Source organism: Phytobacter sp. RSE-02, assembly GCF_040578655.1.
GTDB lineage: Bacteria > Pseudomonadota > Gammaproteobacteria > Enterobacterales > Enterobacteriaceae > Phytobacter > Phytobacter diazotrophicus.
The window spans coordinates 117,512-138,230 of record NZ_JBEULY010000006.1 but is presented as its reverse complement, the minus strand read 5'-3'; the positions used below and the strand labels follow the sequence as shown (position 1 = coordinate 138,230).

The window sequence follows — 20,719 nt, the reverse complement described above, 5'->3', positions numbered from 1 at the left end:
GTCCTTAATATGTTAGAAGTGGAATTTTGGTTGATTCGCGGTTGCCCAGAGCACCCATATCCTCCAGGGTGTCCAGCACGTTGCGCCCTTCGCGCACGCCATCAATGATTCGCCGGGCCATCAGGCTGTCGCCGATGTTCATTATTTTTACGTTATTGGCTCTGGCCCATTGCTCAATTTCATTGAGACCGCTGGTGTTGGCGCGCATTCCCAGGCACACAAAGCCGTAGTCAAAAGGAATGTCGCAAGCGTGATCAGCTTTCTTGACGCTAAAGTGTGTGGGGTGAACGGCGATGAGTTGTGTCTGCATGTGCTGTTCCACGTGGTGCTCATCCAGCATGGTCAACATGGCATTTTTGGTAATGATATCCAGATCGCGTCCTGGACCTTCTTGCATCTCAATCAGCACGGTACTTGCACCGCGTGCAGAGAAATATTCGATAACATCCAGGCCAACAGCACCGCCGCCGACAACGGCGATGCGTTTTCCTTGAACATTCGCAAATTGCTCCAGGTGCTGAATCATGCCGATAATGGAGAAGACGCGGCCGCCCTCAACGTCAATGCACTCTTTCAGTCCGTTAATCGGCGGCAGCAGCGGTGTTGAGCCCGTGGCGTTGACAATCAGGTTCGGCCGTAGCCCGGCAATATGCTCAACAGTGGCCTGCTGACCAACCTGCAGCATTAAATTGTCTAAACCGGCCATCCGATTTTTCATAAATTGCGGGAAGTCGGCGATACGCTTTTTCTCCGGCAGGCGCGAGATTTCAGAGGCCAGTCCGCCGAGGCTGTTTTTCTTTTCCAGCAACCAGGTATGGCAACCGACTTCTGCGGCGGTGCATGCGGCTTCCATACCTGCGGTTCCCGCACCGATAACCACAACACGGGTGTCGCGATTTACCCTGCGCAGTTTATAAGCGTCGCCATGGATAATGTCCGGATTGATGGAGCAACGCAGCGGACGAGAGCGCGCGATACGGTGGTCGGCGCAGCCGATATTGCAGGAGATGCATTTGCGCATCAGGCGTTCATTGCCGCTCTGGACCTTTTGCACCCATTCCGGTTCGGCAATCAGGCCACGGCCGATAGCAATCAGGTCTGCATCGCCCGTTGCGATAATGTCTTCGGCCACTTTCGGTGAGCGAATATTGCCAGCAATAACAGTCGGTTTATTAAACTTATCGCGTACGGCGCGGGAGAGATAACGCTTCCAGCCATCTTCCAGTGACATCTGATCAATTTGCAGATTCAGGTTGTCGTTTTGCGCGGCGGAAACATTGAGAATGTCGACCTTATCCTGGCAAAGTGCCAGCATACGTAGTGTATCCACCAGCGTGTTGCCGCCCTTAAGGAAATCATCGGCACTGAAACGCAGGCTAATCGGGAAGCGAGGACCGACGCTGGCGCGCACTTTATCAACCACCAGCGTTAATATTCTGGCGCGGTTTTCCGGGGAGCCGCCAAATTCATCGGTACGTTTATTAAACAGTGGTGATAAGAACTGGCTTATTAAATAAGAGTGGCCTGCGTGAATTTCCACACTATCAAAACCCGCACGTTTTACACGTTCTGCAGCTTCACCGAATTTATTAACCGCATGATATATTTCGTCATGTGTCATGGGGCGAGGAATATTACCGTTCTTTTTCGACGGTATATTCGAAGAGGAGAGCGGTTGTTCGCCATTCAGGCGATAAGCATAAGCAGAAGCACCCGCATGATTTAGCTGAATAGAGACACAGGCTCCGTGTTTATGCAGCGTCTCAGTTAATTTGAATAGCCCAGGGATATATTGATCGTTATCGATACGCAGCTGCGTTGTGCCATTTGAGGCGAACGGGAAGTCGATACAAATATTCTCAATCGTAATTAAGCCTGTGCCCCCTTTTGCACGCAGTTCATAGTACTCCAACTGTTCCTGAGAGACTTCACCGTTCAGGCTTGCCAGGTTGGTGCCCATTGGCGGCATGATGATCCGGTTTTTTATCGTCATCCCGTTAATGGTTAGCGGGGTGAAAAGGTGTTGGTAGTGGCTCATTTGCTCTCTCCACGGGAAATCCAGGAGGCCGACATGCGGAGGCCCTGATATATCCAAAGTTAAAATGTTTCTGTGGGAAAGATAACGAGGGGGGAAGAGGAAAAATAATGCTTTTTTTTGCATGAAACCATAGTGTCTTTCTATGCAATTAACCGTTTTTTCACATGCTTGTATTCTTATATTAAATAATTGAGCTGTATTTTTACTTGTGTTGCCGGGTTTATACAAAAAGAGAGAAGAAATGCACAGAATAAGAGCGATACAGTAGATAATTAAATTTTAAAAGTTCAAATATCTGTGCATATGATAGAAAGAAGTGATGGTTTTTGTGATGATAATCACAAAATAAAACGTGAAAGGCCCGGTGAAAAACCGGGCACCAGAGCAGCAGAGAGGTTTAATTCATAAACGCGGGCTGCTTGTTTTCGTAGCTGGAGATGGCATCTTCATGCTGTAGAGTCAGGCCAATACTGTCGAGACCGTTCAGCATGCAGTGGCGGCGGAACGCATCAATAACAAACGGGTACGATTTCCCCCCGGCTTTCACTACCTGCGCCTCGAGATCCACCTCGAACGAGATGCCCGGATTGGCCTGGACCAGTTTGAACAGTTCGTCCACTTCTTCATCGCTCAGTTTCACAGGCAGCAACTGATTATTGAAGCTGTTGCCGTAGAAAATGTCTGCGAAGCTTGGGGCGATAACGGTTCTAAAGCCGTAGTCGGTTAATGCCCAGGGCGCATGTTCGCGTGATGAGCCGCAACCGAAGTTTTCACGCGCCAGCAAAATAGAGGCGCCTTTATATTCCGGGAAGTTCAGGACGAATTCCGGGTTCGGAACTTCCCCTTTATCATCCAGGAACCGCCAGTCATTAAACAGATGTGCGCCAAAGCCAGTACGCGTGACCTTCTGCAAAAACTGTTTTGGAATGATGGCGTCGGTATCGACATTGGCGGCATCCAGTGGGACAACCAGGCCTGTGTGCTGTGTATATTTCTCTGCCATGATTATCTCCTTTACAAGCTGCGAATATCAGCGAAATGACCGGTAACCGCAGCCGCGGCTGCCATTGCCGGACTGACCAGGTGCGTACGACCACCGCGCCCCTGACGACCTTCAAAGTTACGGTTACTGGTGGATGCGCAACGTTCACCTGGGTTCAGACGGTCATTGTTCATTGCCAGGCACATAGAGCAGCCTGGTAAACGCCATTCGAAACCGGCTTCAATAAAGATCTTGTCCAGCCCTTCGGCTTCGGCCTGCGCTTTCACCGGGCCAGAGCCTGGAACCACCAGCGCCTGTACGCCCGGTGCAACTTTGCGCCCTTTGGCAACCTCTGCTGCGGCGCGTAAATCTTCAATACGTGAGTTGGTGCAGGAGCCGATAAAGACTTTATCAATGGCGACGGAGGTCAGAGGTACACCTGGCTGCAGGCCCATATAGGCCAGCGCTTTCTCTGCTGAGGCACGCTCAACCGGATCGGCGAAGGAGGCCGGGTCCGGAATGATGTCATTAACGGAGATGACCTGACCCGGGTTAGTCCCCCAGGTGACCTGCGGGGCAATCTCTTCGGCTTGCAGCGTCACAACTGTATCGAACGTCGCACCGTCGTCGGTTTTCAGCGTCTTCCAGTACTCCACCGCATCGTCATAGTCTTTGCCTTTCGGCGCATGCAAACGACCTTTCACATAGTTGAAGGTGGTTTCATCCGGCGCGACCAGACCCGCTTTGGCACCCATTTCGATAGCCATATTGCACAGGGTCATACGGCCTTCCATGCTCAGCGCCTGAATCGCCTCGCCACAGAATTCGACTACGTGCCCGGTGCCGCCAGCGCTGCCGGTTTTGCCGATAATCGCCAGTACAATATCTTTAGCAGTAATACCTGCTGACGCTTTGCCTTTCACTTCAATTTTCATGGTCTTTGCGCGACCCTGTTTCAGGGTCTGCGTCGCCAGCACGTGCTCCACTTCGGAGGTGCCGATCCCGAACGCCAGGGCACCAAACGCGCCGTGGGTGGCGGTGTGGGAGTCGCCGCAGACGATGGTCATGCCTGGCAGGGTGACACCCTGTTCCGGCCCCATCACGTGCACGATACCCTGATATGGGTGGTTCAGGTCATACAATTCAACGCCGAACTCTTTGCAGTTCTTGATCAGTTCCTGCATCTGAATACGCGCCATCTCACCGGAGGCATTGATGTCTTTGGTCTGCGTGGAAACGTTATGATCCATGGTTGCAAAGGTCTTGCCCGGCTGACGCACCGGGCGGTTATGCGCGCGCAGGCCGTCAAACGCCTGTGGTGAAGTGACTTCGTGCACCAGATGGCGGTCGATATACAACAATGGGGTTTCGTTTGGCGCTTCGTACACAACGTGCGCATCAAACAATTTTTCGTACAATGTCCTGGCCATGATTACACCCCTTCTGCGATATAACGGGCGATGATGTCACCCATCTCATCGGTACTAACAGCTGCGGCGCCACGGGCTAAATCACCGGTACGCACACCTTCTTCTAATGCGCGGTTGATGGCGCTTTCAATGGCGGTTGCCGCGTCGTCGGCATCAAGGCTGTAACGCAACAGCAGTGCGAGAGAAAGAATTTGGGCTATCGGGTTCGCAATATTTTTGCCCGCGATATCTGGCGCAGAGCCGCCAGCCGGTTCGTACAGACCAAAACCTTGTTCGTTCAGGCTGGCAGACGGCAGCATGCCCATGGAACCCGTGATCATCGCACACTCATCAGAGAGGATGTCGCCGAACAGGTTGGAACACAGCAACACGTCAAACTGGGACGGGTCTTTAATTAACTGCATGGTGGCGTTGTCGATATACATATGCGCCAGCTCGACGTCCGGGTATTCCTGTGCCACTTCGTTGACGATTTCACGCCACAGCAGAGAGGTCTGCAGCACGTTCGCTTTATCAATAGAATGCACTTTTTTACGGCGTTTACGCGCAGATTCAAACGCGATACGCGCAATACGTTCAATCTCAAAACGGTGATAGACCTCGGTATCAAACGCTTTCTCGTGCTGCCCGCTGCCTTCACGGCCTTTTGGCTGACCGAAGTAAATACCACCCGTCAGCTCGCGCACGCAGAGAATGTCAAAGCCGTTAGCGGAGATATCGGCACGCAGCGGGCAGAACTCTTCCAGCCCCTGGTACAGTTTAGCCGGACGCAGGTTGCTGAATAATTTGAAATGTTTGCGCAGCGGCAACAGAGCACCACGCTCCGGTTGCTGTGCTGGCGGCAGATTTTCCCATTTCGGACCGCCTACGGAGCCAAACAGGATAGCGTCTGCCTGCTCGCAGCCTTCCACGGTTGCCTGCGGCAGCGGATTGCCATGGCGGTCAATTGCGATGCCGCCCACATCATAGTGGCTGGTGGTAATACGCATTTCGAAACGGCTACGAACGGCGTCCAGTACTTTTAAGGCTTGCGCCATGACTTCGGGGCCAATGCCGTCACCCGGCAACACGGCAATATGGTAATTCTTCGACATCACACGGTTTCCTTGTTGTTTTCTTTATTTTGAGCTTTGCGTTGCAATTCTTTTTCGACTTCTGCGGCGCGCCAGATGTTGTTCAGCACGTGTACCATCGCTTTGGCAGAGGATTCCACGATATCAGTTGCCAGACCCACACCATGGAAACGACGCCCGTTGTAAGTGACGACGATATCCACCTGACCCAGCGCGTCTTTACCCTGACCTTTGGCATTGAGATCATATTTAACCAGCTCAATGTCATAACCGGTGATGCGGTTAATCGCCTGATAAACAGCGTCTACCGGGCCGTTGCCGTTGGCGGCTTCGGCTTTCGTTTCTTCGCCACAGGCCAGCTTCACGGAGGCGGTAGCGATATCGCTGGAGCCGGACTGCACGCTAAAATAATCCAGACGGAAATGTTCCGGCTCTTCCTGCTGTTTATTGATGAACGCCAGCGCTTCCAGATCGTAATCGAAGACCTGGCCTTTTTTGTCTGCCAGTTTCAGGAACGCGTCGTACAGGTGATCCATGTTGTAGTCGGTATCTTTGTAGCCCATCTCTTCCATACGATGTTTCACCGCCGCGCGGCCAGAGCGGGACGTCAGGTTCAACTGTACCTGGTTCAGACCGATGGATTCCGGGGTCATGATTTCGTAGTTTTCACGGTTTTTCAGCACGCCATCCTGGTGGATACCGGAGGAGTGAGCAAAGGCACCGGTGCCGACAATGGCTTTGTTCGCCGGGATTGGCATGTTGCAAATCTGGCTAACTGTCTGGCTGGTACGCCAGATTTCGTGATGATTAATGCCGGTGTGCACATTCATGATGTCTTTGCGCACTTTGATGGCCATGATGACCTCTTCCAGCGAACAGTTTCCTGCGCGCTCACCGATGCCGTTCATCGCCCCTTCAACCTGGCGTGCGCCAGCATGGACAGCAGCAATAGCGTTGCCGACAGCCAGACCTAAATCATCGTGGGTATGAACGGAGATAATGGCTTTGTCGATATTTGGCACGTGTTCATACAGGCCGGTGATGATATTGGCGAATTCGAACGGCATGGTGTAGCCAACGGTGTCCGGAATATTAATGGTTTTCGCACCCGCGTTGATGGCGGCTTCAACCACACGCGCCAGGTCAGCAATCGGAGTACGGCCTGCGTCTTCGCAAGAGAATTCAACGTCGTCGGTGTAATTACGGGCGCGCTTAATCATATAAATGGCGCGTTCAATCACTTCGTCCAGCGTGCTGTGCAGCTTAGTAGCGATGTGCATGGGGGAGGTGGCAATAAAAGTATGGATGCGGAATGCTTCGGCAACTTTCAGTGACTCAGCCGCTACATCAATATCCTTCTCGACACAGCGTGCCAGCGCACAAACACGGCTGTTTTTAACCTGACGGGCGATAGTCTGTACGGATTCGAAATCACCCGGAGAAGAGACCGGAAAGCCGACCTCCATGACGTCAACACCCATACGTTCCAGCGCCAGAGCGATCTGCAGCTTCTCTTTCACACTCAGGCTTGCCTGTAATGCCTGTTCACCATCACGTAAGGTTGTATCAAAAATAACGACTTGCTGGCTCATGGTTTGGTCCTTATCTCTCTTCGGTCGCCTTGCTACGAGCATAAAAAAACCCGCGCCAAGGCGCGGGTTCTTAGTGTAACTGGAGGATGACTCAACGCTGAGTGTCGCCCACCGGTCTACCGCGCACATGGGATGCGTTTAGTAGTAGTAGACCGAGGAAGCGAACATTGCGAATCATTAACCATGCTCCAGATGAATGCGATATGCCATTAGTGGTACTGGATCCAGAAAACAAAGTCAACACCTGACTCCGTAAAAGGGTGTGAAAACGGGTTTGTCAGTGGGTTTTATTTTAGTTAATCGTGCTGTAATTCAATGAAAACGCAAAATAAGGTATTAGTGCTATTTCATACTTGACGTTGTTTGTGCCTTTCATGAACATTTCTTTGCAGTTAGTTATATTTTTACATTATTTATAGGGGCTTGCTATCCTGATGATTAGTCATGATTAATTTGTTGGGGTTATTGTTTTTCTTAATCAATGCGAAGAAATGATAAAATTAAGTTAAATTACATTGTTGGCAATATTGAAATATTTCTGTCGGATAGCATTTATTGCTTACTGAGGTTGTATTGTACATTCACGCTATTTATGTTTTGATTCTGGTCTGCCGTTTCATTTGTGCGGGAAAATATGATTTGATGCTTTTTAGGGAGAGTGAAAAATCCCGGCATTAAATTATCTTTATATATTCCTATTTTGCTGGATTCCTCTTTTCCTTATCTTATATGCGTGATAAATCATATTTCTTAAGGTTATTGCTGCCGGGATAAATGGAATTTAGCATGATATCGGAGAAGGACATGTCAGAAGAAAAAGTTGAAAGTACTCATATTAGTGAGGTAACGAAACCGCAACTGCGTAAAGTTGATCTTAATTTGTTAACTATTTTTGATGCGGTAATGCAGGAACAAAATATCACGCGGGCGGCTCATTCTTTGGGAATGTCGCAACCGGCGGTGAGTAATGCCCTGGCCAGGCTTAAGGTGATGTTTAACGACGAGCTCTTTGTGCGCTATGGTCGAGGAATACAGCCTACGGCACGCGCCTTCCAATTGTTTGGCTCGGTTAGGCAGGCGTTACAACTTGTGCAAAATGAGCTGCCGGGATCGGGCTTTGAACCCGTGACCAGCGAGCGCGTTTTTAATCTCTGTGTGTGCAGTCCGCTCGATAACTTCCTCACTTCTGTCATCTACAATAGCGTGAATGAGGTTGCACCGAATATTCATCTGGCCTTTAAATCATCATTAAATCAAAATACAGAGCACCAACTTCGTTACCAGGAAATAGAATTTGTCATTGGCTACGATGAATTTCGTCGACCAGAATTCTCATGCGTGCCGTTGTTTAAGGATGAGATGGTTCTGGTAGCCAGTAAAAAACATCCACGTATTAATGGGCCACTTCGTGAAAGTGATATTTATTGTGAACAGCACGCAGTCGTTGCGCTGGATCGTTATGCATCTTTTAGCCAACCGTGGTATGACACGACGGATAAACAAACCTGTGTTGCTTATCAGGGAATGGCATTGACGAGTGTGCTCAATGTGGTTTCTCAAACGCAACTTGTGGCAATTGCCCCGCGTTGGTTAGCCGAAGAGTTTGCCGGAAAATTAGAACTCCACGTTTTACCTTTACCGTTAAAACTGAATAGCCGTACCTGTTATCTTTCATGGCATGAAGCGGCGGGACGGGATAAAGGCCACCAGTGGATGGAAGAGTTACTGGTCTCAGTTTGTCGCCGTTAAAAAAGCAGCCAATGTTATGGGGGGCCGATGGCTGATTTCTTCTGTTTGGCCATCCTGGCGCGAAATTTTATGCTGAGAAATTTTTCTGGCGCATCAAATCGCGCCGTAAAAATGCATGAATTACTGAGCAGGAAGTGATTCGAATGACGAATTGTCATCGTCTTTGCTTATTACAGACAATTTCACCAATTCCCGCCTGTTAACCTTATTTTTCCTCTTTTGGGGCAAGGTGAGGTGAATCGTTTGCTAATTGCCTGCCAGATTTTCAGCGGTTATGGTAACTGCCATTCATAATCAGAATGCAGGGACTTCCTGTACTGAACAGAGCGACAAGACGGAAATGCGTTCTGTCGTCAGTCGCCAAACCCAAGCCTGGAGGCAAACCATGGAGATGTTGTCTGGAGCCGAGATGGTCGTTCGATCGCTTATCGATCAGGGCGTGAAGCAAGTATTCGGTTATCCTGGGGGCGCGGTCCTCGATATTTACGATGCGCTACATACAGTCGGTGGAATCGATCATGTCCTGGTGCGCCACGAGCAGGCTGCTGTGCATATGGCTGATGGTCTGGCAAGGGCGACCGGTGAAGTTGGTGTTGTGCTCGTCACTTCCGGGCCGGGAGCCACGAATGCGATCACCGGGATTGCAACAGCCTATATGGACTCGATTCCTTTGGTTGTTCTTTCAGGGCAGGTTGCGACCTCCCTCATCGGCTATGATGCTTTCCAGGAATGTGACATGGTGGGGATATCCCGCCCGGTGGTAAAACATAGTTTCCTGGTAAAACAGACCGAAGACATTCCTGGCGTGCTGAAAAAAGCATTCTGGCTTGCTTCCAGCGGTCGGCCTGGCCCGGTCGTCGTCGATTTACCGAAAGATATTCTCAATCCTGCGAATAAACTTCCTTATGTATGGCCGGATTCGGTGAGTATGCGCTCCTATAACCCGACAACTCACGGTCATAAAGGGCAAATCAAACGCGCTTTGCAAACGCTGGTAGCGGCGAAACATCCCGTTGTCTATGTGGGCGGTGGTGCGATCACGTCTGCTTGCGAACCGCAACTGCGTACGCTGGCAGAGAAATTGAATCTTCCTGTGGTCTCCTCGCTCATGGGGCTGGGGGCGTTTCCGGCATCGCATCGTCAGGCGTTGGGTATGTTGGGTATGCACGGTACCTACGAAGCCAACATGACCATGCATCATTCGGATGTGATCTTTGCCGTTGGGGTGCGCTTTGATGACCGTACAACCAACAATCTGGCGAAGTACTGCCCGAATGCCACGGTTCTGCATATTGATATTGACCCGACATCGATTTCGAAGACCGTACAGGCGGATGTGCCGATTGTTGGGGATGCCCGGCTGGTGCTCGAGCAGATGCTGGAGTTATTGGGGCAAGAAGAGTTTCAGCAACCCCTGGACGATATTCGCGATTGGTGGTTGCAGATTGAGCAATGGCGTGCCCGCCAGTGCCTAAAATACGACACGCAAAGTGAGAAGATCAAACCGCAGGCGGTGATCGAAACGATCTGGCGCTTAACGAAGGGTGACGCCTACGTCACTTCGGATGTTGGCCAGCACCAGATGTTTGCGGCGCTCTATTACCGTTTTGATAAACCGCGTCGCTGGATAAACTCTGGCGGTCTGGGCACGATGGGCTTTGGTCTGCCAGCCGCGCTGGGTGTGAAAATGGCGCACCCGGATGAAACGGTTATCTGCGTTACGGGCGACGGCAGTATCCAGATGAATATTCAGGAATTGTCTACCGCAATGCAATATGAGCTTCCGGTGCTGGTACTGAACCTGAACAACCGTTATCTGGGGATGGTGAAGCAGTGGCAGGATATGATCTATTCGGGTCGTCATTCACAATCGTATATGCAGTCGTTACCCGATTTTGCACGCGTAGCCGAAGCTTACGGCCATGTAGGGATCAATATAACCCGTCCGGACGAGCTGGAAGCGAAGCTGATTGAGGCACTTGAGCAGGTTAAAAATAACCGCCTGGTCTTTGTCGATGTGACCGTCGACGGAAGTGAACATGTTTATCCGATGCAGATCCGTGGCGGTGGCATGGATGAAATGTGGTTGAGCAAAACGGAGAGGACCTGATTATGCGCCGGATATTGTCTGTTTTACTGGAAAATGAATCGGGCGCGTTATCGCGCGTGATCGGTCTTTTTGCCCAGCGTGGCTATAACATTGAAAGTCTGACAGTGGCACCGACAGATGATCCTACGCTTTCGCGGATGACGATTCAGACGGTCGGGGATGCCAAAGTACTGGAGCAAATTGAAAAGCAACTGCACAAGCTGGTGGATGTGTTACGCGTAAATGAGCTTGGGCAGGGCGCTTACGTTGAGCGCGAGATTATGCTGGTGAAAGTCCAGGCCAGCGGGTATGGCCGCGAAGAGGTCAAACGCAACGCGGAGATCTTCCGTGGGCAGATCATTGATGTCACGCCTTCTATTTATACGGTTCAGCTCGCCGGCACCAGTGATAAGCTTGACGCTTTTCTGGCGACCATTCGCGATGTGGCGAAAATCGTTGAGGTGGCGAGGTCTGGCGTAGTCGGTTTATCTCGCGGCGACAAAATCATGCGTTAAGTGTTACGCATACGTCATTTTCCTGGCCTGGCGCTATCCGCCAGGCTTTTTTTTTGCGAAATCCGCCGGAAGCAAACACAAAAGCGGTTGCCGCAGTGTCTATTCTGCGCTTAGATGTTATGGAATTTAACCTATATCCCTAAAAAGGTTATGGAGTATCTTTTATTTTTTGAGGGGCAATTGTGAAACTGGATGAAATCGCCCGGCTAGCCGGCGTCTCACGTACCACGGCAAGCTATGTCATTAATGGAAAGGCAAAGCAATATCGTGTCAGCGACAAAACCGTCGAGAAAGTTATGGCGGTCGTACGTGAGCATAATTACCACCCGAATGCGGTGGCGGCTGGGTTGCGAGCGGGACGTACTCGCTCCATTGGGCTGGTTATTCCGGATTTGGAGAACACCAGTTATACGCGGATTGCGAATTATCTGGAACGTCAGGCGCGTCAGCGCGGTTATCAACTACTTATCGCCTGCTCGGAAGATCAGCCAGATAACGAAATGCGCTGTATTGAACATCTGCTTCAGCGCCAGGTCGACGCCATAATCGTTTCAACATCGTTGCCGCCGGAGCATCCTTTCTATCAGCGTTGGGCCAATGACGCGTTTCCAATAGTCGCACTTGACCGCGCGCTGGATCGTGAACACTTCACCAGCGTTGTTGGCGCTGATCAGGACGATTCGGAAATGCTGGCGGCGGAATTACGTAAATTCCCGGCGGAAAAAGTACTGTACCTGGGCGCGTTACCTGAGCTTTCTGTCAGCTTTCTGCGTGAACAGGGCTTCCGTACGGCCTGGAAGGACGATCCGCGCGAAGTGGATTATCTCTATGCCAATAGCTATGAGCGTGAAGCCGCTGCACAGTTATTTGAAAAGTGGCTGGAAACGCACACCATGCCGCAGGCGCTGTTTACTACCTCTTTTGCACTGCTACAAGGTGTGCTGGACGTTACGCTACGCCGCGATGGTAAGCTACCGTCTGATCTGGCCATTGCTACTTTTGGTGATCATGAACTGCTGGACTTCCTGCAATGCCCGGTTCTGGCGGTGGCACAGCGTCATCGTGATGTTGCTGAGCGCGTGCTGGAAATTGTGCTGGCAAGTCTGGACGAGCCGCGTAAACCTAAAGCGGGTTTGAGCCGTATTCGTCGCAACCTCTACCGTCGTGGTGTATTAAGCCGCGTTTAGTAATCCAATAAAGGCAGTCATTGCTGCCTTTTTGTTGCGAATGAAAGGCGATAATTAATTTTATAGCCAATTCAGATAAATCCTTATTTTTAAGGCCGTTAATTTAATTAATTTGCCTTATTTCGCCTGTGACACATTTTAAAGTAATTAAGAGGTAACTGAACGTGTCTCCTGTATTACTTTGTTACATTTCCCATCGCAATCGTTGAAATAACAACCGCTTTTTGATTATGGGTTTTAACCCTACGGTTTTTCTTATCGCTTCCGCGGCGCGCAAGCGCTATCTGGCACTGTTATCTGCCTGCAATATGTCTTAAAATGCCGCCCGCGTCGCAAACTGACACTTTATATTTGGCACGCATGAAATAACTGGTTTTTAACGCCCCAATGCATATTCAGTTTTTTTCTTACAAATATTCATGACGTTAATTTGCCTCATTAGTTGAGCGGTATTTCACCAAAGTGGAATGTAACCGCGAATAAGGGATCTTTTATTCTGGTTAGCCTTTGCACTGGCTTGACAAGCTTTTCCTCCGCTCCGTAAACTCCTTCGGTGGGGATTTGTGGGATAAAGTGGTGAAATAGGTCACTCAGGGGTGGGGCTGGTATGTTCCGTGGAGCTACATTAGTCAATCTCGACAGCAAAGGCCGGTTAGCCGTGCCGACCCGTTATCGGGATTTGCTGCTGGAGAAAGCTTCCGGTCAAATGGTTTGTACCATTGACATCCGTCACACCTGCCTGCTGCTTTACCCCTTACCCGAATGGGAAATTATTGAGCAAAAATTGTCGCGTCTGTCGAGCATGGATCCGCAAGAGCGCCGGGTACAACGTCTCTTGTTGGGGCATGCCAGCGAATGTCAGATGGATAACGCAGGGCGCTTATTAATCGCGCCCGTTTTGCGGCAACACGCCGGGCTGACGAAAGAAGTGATGCTGGTCGGACAGTTCAATAAGTTTGAACTGTGGGACGAAACGACCTGGTATCAACAGGTCAAGGAAGATATCGACGCTGAGCAAACGGGTACTGAGATACTTTCAGACCGGTTGCAGGATTTGTCTCTGTAATGATGATGGAAAATTTTAAACACACAACGGTGCTACTGGATGAGGCCGTTAATGGCCTGAACATTCGTCCGGATGGCATTTACATTGATGGCACTTTTGGCCGCGGTGGTCACTCACGCCTGATCCTCTCCCAACTGGGAGCGGAAGGACGTCTGCTGGCTATTGACCGTGATCCAGAAGCAATTGCCGTCGCAAAAACCATTGATGATCCCCGCTTTTCCATCGTACATGGTCCTTTTTCCGCGCTGGCTGAGTATGTCAGCGAGCGTGGCCTCACCGGTAAGATCGACGGAATTCTGCTCGATCTTGGTGTCTCTTCTCCGCAACTCGATGATGCTGAACGCGGTTTTTCCTTTATGCGCGACGGTCCGCTTGACATGCGTATGGACCCCACGCGCGGTCAATCTGCTGCGGAGTGGTTACGAACGGCCGATGAAGCCGATATCGCATGGGTGATAAAAACCTTTGGTGAAGAGCGCTTTGGTAAACGCATCGCGCGCGCCATCGTTGAACGTAACCGTGAAGAACCGATGACCCGCACCAAAGAGCTGGCTGCGGTGGTTGCGGCAGCGACACCGGTGAAAGATAAATTCAAACATCCTGCGACCCGTACCTTCCAGGCGGTGCGCATCTGGGTAAACAGTGAACTGGAGGAGATAGAGCTGGCGCTAAAAAGCTCGATCGACGTATTGGCCCCGGGAGGGCGGCTCTCGATCATCAGTTTCCACTCGCTGGAAGACCGCATTGTAAAACGTTTTATGCGTGAACAAAGCCGCGGTCCGCAGGTTCCGGCAGGGTTACCGATGACGGAAGAACAACTCAGGAAACTGGGTGGACGTCAGTTACGAGCACTAGGCAAGTTGATGCCGGGCGAAGAAGAAGTGGCTGAGAATCCACGTGCCCGTAGTTCAGTTCTGCGTATTGCAGAGAGGACGAACGCATGATCGGCAGAGTGTCAGAGACCCTTAGCAAAGTTAAAGTGTCGTTAGGAAGCAACGAGCGCCACGCCTTGCCTGGCGTGATCGGCGACGACCTTTTGCGATTTGGGAAACTGCCACTCTGCCTGTTCATTTGCATCATCATGACGGCGGTGACGGTTGTCACCACTTCGCATCATACCCGTCTGTTGACGGCCCAGCGTGAACAACTCGTGCTGGAGCGCGATGCGCTGGATATCGAATGGCGCAACTTGATCCTTGAAGAGAATGCGCTCGGCGATCATAGCCGGGTTGAGCGGATCGCGACCGAGAAGCTGCAAATGCAGCATGTCGATCCGTCCCAGGAAAACATTGTTGTACAGAAATAAGGAACCACGCGACGCATGAAAGCCGCAGCGGTTAAAACGCCAAAACCGAAACGCCAGGAAGAACAGGCCAGCTTTGTGAGCTGGCGTTTTGCCTTGCTTTGCGGCTGCATTTTGCTGGCGCTGGGCTTTTTACTGGGCCGCGTCGCGTATTTGCAAATTGTAAACCCCGATATGCTGGTGCGTGAAGGGGATATGCGCTCGCTGCGCGTTCAGGAAGTCGCGACCTCGCGCGGCATGATTACCGATCGTTCCGGACGTCCGCTGGCAGTGAGTGTGCCGGTCAAAGCTATTTGGGCCGATCCTAAAGAGGTGCAGGATGCCGGTGGCGTAACGCTCGATAATCGCTGGAAAGCCCTGTCCGACGCATTGACCATCCCGCTTGATCAGCTTTCCTCGCGCATTAATGCGAACCCGAAAGGGCGCTTTATCTATCTGGCGCGTCAGGTCAACCCGGACCTTGGCGAGTACATTAAAAAGCTTAAGCTGCCTGGCATTCACCTTCGGGAGGAGTCCCGCCGTTATTATCCTTCGGGCGAAGTAACTGCTCACCTCATCGGCTTTACTAACGTCGACAGTGAAGGCATTGAAGGGGTCGAGAAAAGCTTTGATAAGTGGCTTACTGGTCAGCCGGGTGAGCGTATTGTGCGTAAAGACCGTTATGGCCGCGTGATTGAGGATATCTCCTCCACTGACAGCCAGGCGGCGCATAACCTTGCGCTGAGCATTGACGAACGTCTACAGGCACTGGTCTATCGCGAGCTGAATAATGCGGTGGCATTTAACAAAGCGGAATCGGGCAGTGCTGTACTGGTGGATGTGAGCACCGGTGAAGTGCTGGCGATGGCGAACAGCCCTTCTTACAACCCGAACAATTTTACCGGTACCGCGAAAGACACCATGCGTAACCGCGCGATTACTGACGTCTTCGAACCGGGTTCAACGGTTAAACCCATGGTAGTGATGACCGCGCTCCAGCGTGGCGTCGTGACGCCTAACACCGTGTTGAACACCATTCCATATCGAATTAACGGCCACGAAATCAAAGACGTGGCGCGCTACAGCGAATTGACCCTGACCGGGGTACTACAGAAGTCGAGTAACGTTGGTGTTTCTAAACTGGCGTTAGCGATGCCGTCCTCAGCGTTAGTAGATACTTACTCACGTTTTGGATTGGGAAAGGCGACCAATTTGGGGTTGGTCGGAGAACGCAGTGGCTTATTTCCTCAAAAACAACGGTGGTCTGACATAGAGAGGGCCACCTTCTCTTTCGGCTACGGGCTAATGGTAACGCCGTTACAGTTGGCGCGAGTCTATGCAACCATTGGCAGCTACGGTGTGTACCGTCCGCTGTCGATAACCAAAGTTGATCCACCTGTTCCGGGCGAACGCATCTTCAATGAGTCTATCGTACGTAATGTCGTACATATGATGGAGAGCGTGGCCCTGCCTGGCGGTGGCGGTGTGAAAGCGGCGATTAAAGGCTATCGCATCGCAATTAAGACCGGTACGGCGAAGAAGGTGGGGCCGGATGGCCGCTACATCAACAAATACATTGCTTATACCGCGGGTGTTGCGCCCGCCAGTAATCCACGCTTTGCGCTGGTGGTCGTTATTAACGATCCACAAGCAGGTAAATACTACGGTGGCGCCGTTTCTGCGCCGGTGTTTGGTGCCATCATGGGCGGTGTTTTACGCACCATGAACATCGAGCCGGATGCACTGACAACGGGCGATAAGAATGAATTCGTAATTAATCAAGGCGAGGGGACAGGTGGCAGATCGTAATTTGCGCGACCTTCTTGCTCCGTGGGTGCCAGGTGCGCCGGAGCGAGCACTGCGAGAAATGACACTCGACAGCCGGGTAGCGGCGTCGGGTGATCTTTTTGTGGCAGTAGTGGGTCATCAGGCGGACGGGCGTCGATATATCCCGCAGGCGATTGCGCAAGGTGTGGCTGCCATTATTGCCGAGGCGAAAGATGAGGCTACTGACGGCGAAATTCGCGAGATGCACGGCGTTCCGGTTATCTATCTGAGCCAGTTAAATGAGCGTCTTTCTGCGCTTGCGGGGCGTTTTTATAACGAGCCTTCTGAGCAACTGCGTCTGATTGGTGTGACCGGCACTAACGGTAAAACCACGACTACGCAATTGCTGGCGCAATGGAGCCAATTGCTTGGCGAAACCAGCGCGGTAATGGGCACGGTGGGGAATGGTCTGTTGGGCAAAGTTATCCCATCGGAAAATACCACCGGTTCCGCCGTTGACGTACAGCATGTGATTGCAAGCCTTGCTCAGCAAGGCGCAACTTTCGCCGCGATGGAAGTCTCCTCTCATGGGCTGGTTCAACACCGCGTGGCGGCGTTGAAATTCGCCGCGTCTGTCTTCACGAACCTGAGCCGCGATCATCTGGACTATCACGGTGACATGGCCAATTACGAAGCGGCTAAATGGCTGCTGTTTTCTGCTCACCACTTCGGCCAGGCCATCGTCAATGCGGATGATGAAGTCGGACGCCGTTGGTTAGCAAAACTGCCTGATGCGGTCGCCGTGTCGATGGAAGACCATATCAACCCGAATTGCCATGGCCGCTGGCTGAAAGCAACCGAGGTGGTGTACCACGACAGTGGCGCGACTATCCACTTTGCCTCCTCCTGGGGCGAGGGCGAGATTGAAAGCCGTCTGATGGGCGCTTTTAACGTCAGCAACCTGCTGCTGGCGCTCTCGACACTGCTGGCGCTGGGCTATCCGCTGGCCGATTTAATCAATACTGGCGCACGACTGCAGCCGGTATGCGGGCGTATGGAAGTGTTCAGCGCGCCGGGCAAACCGACCGTGGTGGTGGATTATGCCCATACCCCCGATGCGCTGGAAAAAGCGCTGCAGGCCGCACGACTGCACTGCACCGGAAATCTGTGGTGTGTATTTGGCTGCGGTGGCGATCGCGATAAAGGCAAACGTCCGTTGATGGGCGCAATAGCTGAACAGTTCGCTGATATTCCGGTCGTGACAGATGACAATCCGCGTACCGAAGAGCCGCGCGCCATCATCGACGATATTCTGGCGGGCATGCTCGATCCGGGCCGCGCACATGTGATGGAAGGCCGCGCAGAAGCGGTTACCAACACGATCATGCAAGCGAAAGAAAATGACGTTGTTCTGCTCGCAGGTAAAGGTCACGAAGATTATCAGATTGTCGGTAGCCACCGTCTCGATTATTCAGACCGTGTAACCGCGGCGCGTCTGTTGGGAGTCATCGCATGATTAGCGTAGCGCTTAGCCAGCTCAGCGGCATTTTGCATGGCGAACTGCATGGTGCAGACGCAACCATTGAGGCGGTCACTACGGACACCCGCAAGCTGACCTCTGGTTGCCTGTTTGTGGCGCTGAAAGGCGAACGTTTCGATGCCCACGATTTCGCTGATAAAGCAAAAGAGGGCGGTGCTGGCGCGCTGTTAGTCAGTCGCAAACTGGATATCGACCTGCCGCAACTGGTGGTGAAGGATACCCGTCTCGCCTTTGGCGAACTGGCAGCCTGGGTTCGCCAGCAGGTTCCCGCTCGTGTTGTGGCGCTGACCGGCTCATCTGGCAAAACTTCGGTGAAAGAGATGACGGCCGCTATTCTCAGCGAATGTGGCAATACGCTCTATACCGCCGGGAACCTGAACAATGACATCGGTGTGCCGATGACTCTGTTGCGCCTGACAAATGAACATCAGTACGCAGTGATTGAACTTGGCGCTAATCACCAGGGAGAAATTGCCTGGACTGTGTCGCTGACACGCCCGGAAGCGGCGCTGGTTAACAATCTTGCGGCAGCGCATCTTGAAGGGTTTGGCTCTCTGGCCGGGGTGGCAAAAGCCAAGGGCGAGATTTATACCGGCCTGCCTGTCAACGGCATCGCCATTATGAATGCCGATAACAATGACTGGCTGAACTGGCAGAACATCATTGGCGATCGCAAAGTCTGGCGTTTCTCGCCAAATGCCGCCAACAGCGATTTTACCGCGACCAATATTCATGTGACCTCCCACGGTACTGAATTTACGCTGCAAACCCCAACGGGCGGTATTGATGTCACGTTGCCATTACCTGGGCGCCACAATATCGCGAATGCGCTGGCCGCAACCGCGCTGGCGATGGCGGTAGGGGCACCGCATGACGCAGTGAAAAAAGGTCTGGCAAATTTGAAAGCTGTTCCGGGGCGTCTTTTCCCGGTGCAACTTGGAGAAAACCAATTACTGCTGGACGACAGCTACAACGCGAACGTGGGGTCGATGACGGCGGCAGCGCATGTGTTAGCTGAAATGCCAGGCTATCGGGTCATGGTGGTCGGTGACATGGCGGAATTGGGTGATGAAAGCGAGGCGTGTCACATTCAGGTGGGTGAAACGACAAAAGCTGTTGGTATCGATCATGTGTTAAGCGTTGGCAAGCTCAGTAAAGCCATCAGTGATACCAGTGGCGTCGGCGAGCATTTTGATGATAAGGCGGCAATGATTGCGCGTTTAGAGGCGCTGATTGCCGAGAAGCAAATTATTACCATTTTGGTGAAAGGTTCACGTAGTGCCGCCATGGAAGAGGTCGCACGCGCATTACAGGAGAAAAGGGCATGTTAGTTTGGCTGGCCGAACATTTGGTCAAATATTATTCTGGCTTTAACGTCTTCTCCTATTTGACGTTTCGCGCCATCGTCAGCCTGCTGACTGCGCTCTTCATCTCTTTATGGATGGGGCCGCGCATGATTGCCCGTCTGCAAAAACTCTCTTTTGGCCAGGTCGTGCGTAACGATGGTCCTGAGTCGCATTTCAGTAAACGCGGTACGCCGACCATGGGCGGCATCATGATTCTGACAGCGATCGTGGTTTCTGTGCTGCTGTGGGCTTACCCGTCCAATCCATACGTCTGGTGCGTTCTGGTTGTCCTGGTTGGCTACGGCATTATTGGTTTTGTCGATGATTACCGCAAAGTGGTGCGCAAAGACACGAAAGGCCTGATTGCGCGCTGGAAATATTTCTGGATGTCGGTGATTGCCCTGGGCGTCGCCTTTGCATTGTACCTTGCGGGCAACGATACGCCCGCTACGCAACTGGTGGTGCCGTTCTTTAAAGATGTTATGCCGCAATTGGGCATTTTCTACATCCTGCTGGCTTATTTCGTGATTGTGGGAACAGGTAACGCGGTCAACCTGACTGACGGCCTGGATGGTCTGGCGATTATGCCCACCGTGTTTGTGGCGGCGGGTTTTGCGTTAGTGGCCTGGGCGACAGGTAACATGAACTTTGCCAGTTATCTGCACATTCCGTATCTGCGTCATGCGGGCGAGCTGGTTATCGTCTGTACGGCAATTGTCGGCGCTGGGCTGGGATTTCTGTGGTTTAACACCTATCCGGCTCAGGTCTTTATGGGGGATGTGGGCTCGCTGGCGTTAGGCGGCGCACTGGGCATTATCGCCGTGCTGCTGCGTCAGGAATTCCTGTTGGTCATTATGGGCGGCGTCTTCGTCGTCGAAACCCTGTCTGTGATTTTGCAGGTTGGGTCGTTCAAATTGCGTGGTCAGCGTATTTTCCGTATGGCGCCGATTCACCATCACTATGAACTGAAAGGCTGGCCGGAACCGCGCGTTATTGTGCGCTTCTGGATTATTTCGCTGATGCTGGTCCTGATTGGTCTGGCAACGCTCAAGGTACGTTAATC

Annotated in this window: 17 protein-coding genes; 11 read left to right on the top strand and 6 right to left on the bottom strand. The window is 51.9% G+C overall.

The genetic code is table 11. From position 1 onward, the window contains the following. Positions 1-4 precede the first annotated feature (4 nt). The 6 genes from ABU190_RS14830 to leuL form a co-directional block, all read right to left on the bottom strand. The gene (locus tag ABU190_RS14830) at positions 5-2,038 is read right to left on the bottom strand and encodes an FAD-dependent oxidoreductase (RefSeq protein ID WP_354691706.1); all 2,034 of its coding nucleotides are present in this window, start codon (positions 2,036-2,038) and stop codon (positions 5-7) included. A gap of 397 nt (positions 2,039-2,435) precedes the next feature. Continuing rightward, positions 2,436-3,041: a 3-isopropylmalate dehydratase small subunit gene (gene leuD / locus ABU190_RS14825; protein ID WP_039078351.1), complete on the bottom strand. Its 606-nt coding sequence runs from the start codon at positions 3,039-3,041 to the stop codon at positions 2,436-2,438. 11 nt (positions 3,042-3,052) lie between these two features. After that, complete coding sequence (gene leuC / locus ABU190_RS14820; RefSeq protein WP_039078352.1) at positions 3,053-4,450, bottom strand: 3-isopropylmalate dehydratase large subunit; 1,398 nt, start codon at positions 4,448-4,450, stop codon at positions 3,053-3,055. A gap of 2 nt (positions 4,451-4,452) precedes the next feature. Then, positions 4,453-5,544, bottom strand: a complete 1,092-nt coding sequence (gene leuB / locus ABU190_RS14815; RefSeq protein WP_039078353.1) for a 3-isopropylmalate dehydrogenase — start codon at positions 5,542-5,544, stop codon at positions 4,453-4,455. Continuing rightward, on the bottom strand, positions 5,544-7,115 hold the full coding sequence (gene leuA, locus ABU190_RS14810) for a 2-isopropylmalate synthase (RefSeq protein WP_354691705.1): 1,572 nt from the start codon (positions 7,113-7,115) through the stop codon (positions 5,544-5,546). Before leuA ends, leuB begins: the two co-directional genes overlap by 1 nt. Positions 7,116-7,206: 91 nt before the next feature. Next, positions 7,207-7,293 carry a leu operon leader peptide gene (leuL, locus tag ABU190_RS14805; protein ID WP_103244949.1) on the bottom strand — a complete coding sequence of 29 codons (87 nt, stop codon included), beginning with the start codon at positions 7,291-7,293 and terminating at the stop codon, positions 7,207-7,209. Positions 7,294-7,919: 626 nt separating this feature from the next. On the opposite strand from leuL, the gene leuO reads away from it, so the two are divergent. From leuO to mraY, 11 genes are all read left to right on the top strand, one after another. Beyond that, complete coding sequence (leuO, locus tag ABU190_RS14800; RefSeq protein WP_354691704.1) at positions 7,920-8,864, top strand: transcriptional regulator LeuO; 945 nt, start codon at positions 7,920-7,922, stop codon at positions 8,862-8,864. 385 nt (positions 8,865-9,249) lie between these two features. Then, positions 9,250-10,974, top strand: coding sequence for an acetolactate synthase 3 large subunit (gene ilvI / locus ABU190_RS14795; protein ID WP_354691703.1), 1,725 nt, complete (start codon positions 9,250-9,252; stop codon positions 10,972-10,974). Between the two features lie 2 nt (positions 10,975-10,976). Further along, positions 10,977-11,468, top strand: a complete 492-nt coding sequence (ilvN, locus tag ABU190_RS14790) for an acetolactate synthase small subunit (RefSeq protein WP_047371832.1) — start codon at positions 10,977-10,979, stop codon at positions 11,466-11,468. Positions 11,469-11,650: 182 nt separating this feature from the next. Continuing rightward, a complete protein-coding gene (cra, locus tag ABU190_RS14785; protein ID WP_085005538.1) occupies positions 11,651-12,655 on the top strand; it encodes a catabolite repressor/activator in 1,005 nt (334 codons plus the stop codon). A gap of 607 nt (positions 12,656-13,262) precedes the next feature. Next, a complete protein-coding gene (mraZ, locus tag ABU190_RS14780; RefSeq protein ID WP_039078359.1) occupies positions 13,263-13,721 on the top strand; it encodes a division/cell wall cluster transcriptional repressor MraZ in 459 nt (152 codons plus the stop codon). A gap of 2 nt (positions 13,722-13,723) precedes the next feature. Next, positions 13,724-14,665 (top strand): 16S rRNA (cytosine(1402)-N(4))-methyltransferase RsmH, encoded by a 942-nt coding sequence (gene rsmH / locus ABU190_RS14775; RefSeq protein ID WP_039078470.1) that lies wholly within the window; start codon positions 13,724-13,726, stop codon positions 14,663-14,665. After that, the gene (gene ftsL / locus ABU190_RS14770; RefSeq protein ID WP_039078360.1) at positions 14,662-15,027 is read left to right on the top strand and encodes a cell division protein FtsL; all 366 of its coding nucleotides are present in this window, start codon (positions 14,662-14,664) and stop codon (positions 15,025-15,027) included. The genes rsmH and ftsL overlap by 4 nt, the downstream gene beginning before the upstream one ends. Positions 15,028-15,042: 15 nt before the next feature. After that, positions 15,043-16,812: a peptidoglycan glycosyltransferase FtsI gene (locus ABU190_RS14765; protein ID WP_296413770.1), complete on the top strand. Its 1,770-nt coding sequence runs from the start codon at positions 15,043-15,045 to the stop codon at positions 16,810-16,812. Continuing rightward, on the top strand, positions 16,799-18,286 hold the full coding sequence (murE, locus tag ABU190_RS14760) for a UDP-N-acetylmuramoyl-L-alanyl-D-glutamate--2,6-diaminopimelate ligase (protein ID WP_354691702.1): 1,488 nt from the start codon (positions 16,799-16,801) through the stop codon (positions 18,284-18,286). The genes ABU190_RS14765 and murE overlap by 14 nt, the downstream gene beginning before the upstream one ends. Further along, positions 18,283-19,641: a UDP-N-acetylmuramoyl-tripeptide--D-alanyl-D-alanine ligase gene (gene murF, locus ABU190_RS14755; RefSeq protein ID WP_354691701.1), complete on the top strand. Its 1,359-nt coding sequence runs from the start codon at positions 18,283-18,285 to the stop codon at positions 19,639-19,641. The genes murE and murF overlap by 4 nt, the downstream gene beginning before the upstream one ends. Continuing rightward, positions 19,635-20,717 carry a phospho-N-acetylmuramoyl-pentapeptide-transferase gene (mraY, locus tag ABU190_RS14750; RefSeq protein WP_039078364.1) on the top strand — a complete coding sequence of 361 codons (1,083 nt, stop codon included), beginning with the start codon at positions 19,635-19,637 and terminating at the stop codon, positions 20,715-20,717. Before murF ends, mraY begins: the two co-directional genes overlap by 7 nt. Positions 20,718-20,719 lie beyond the last annotated feature (2 nt).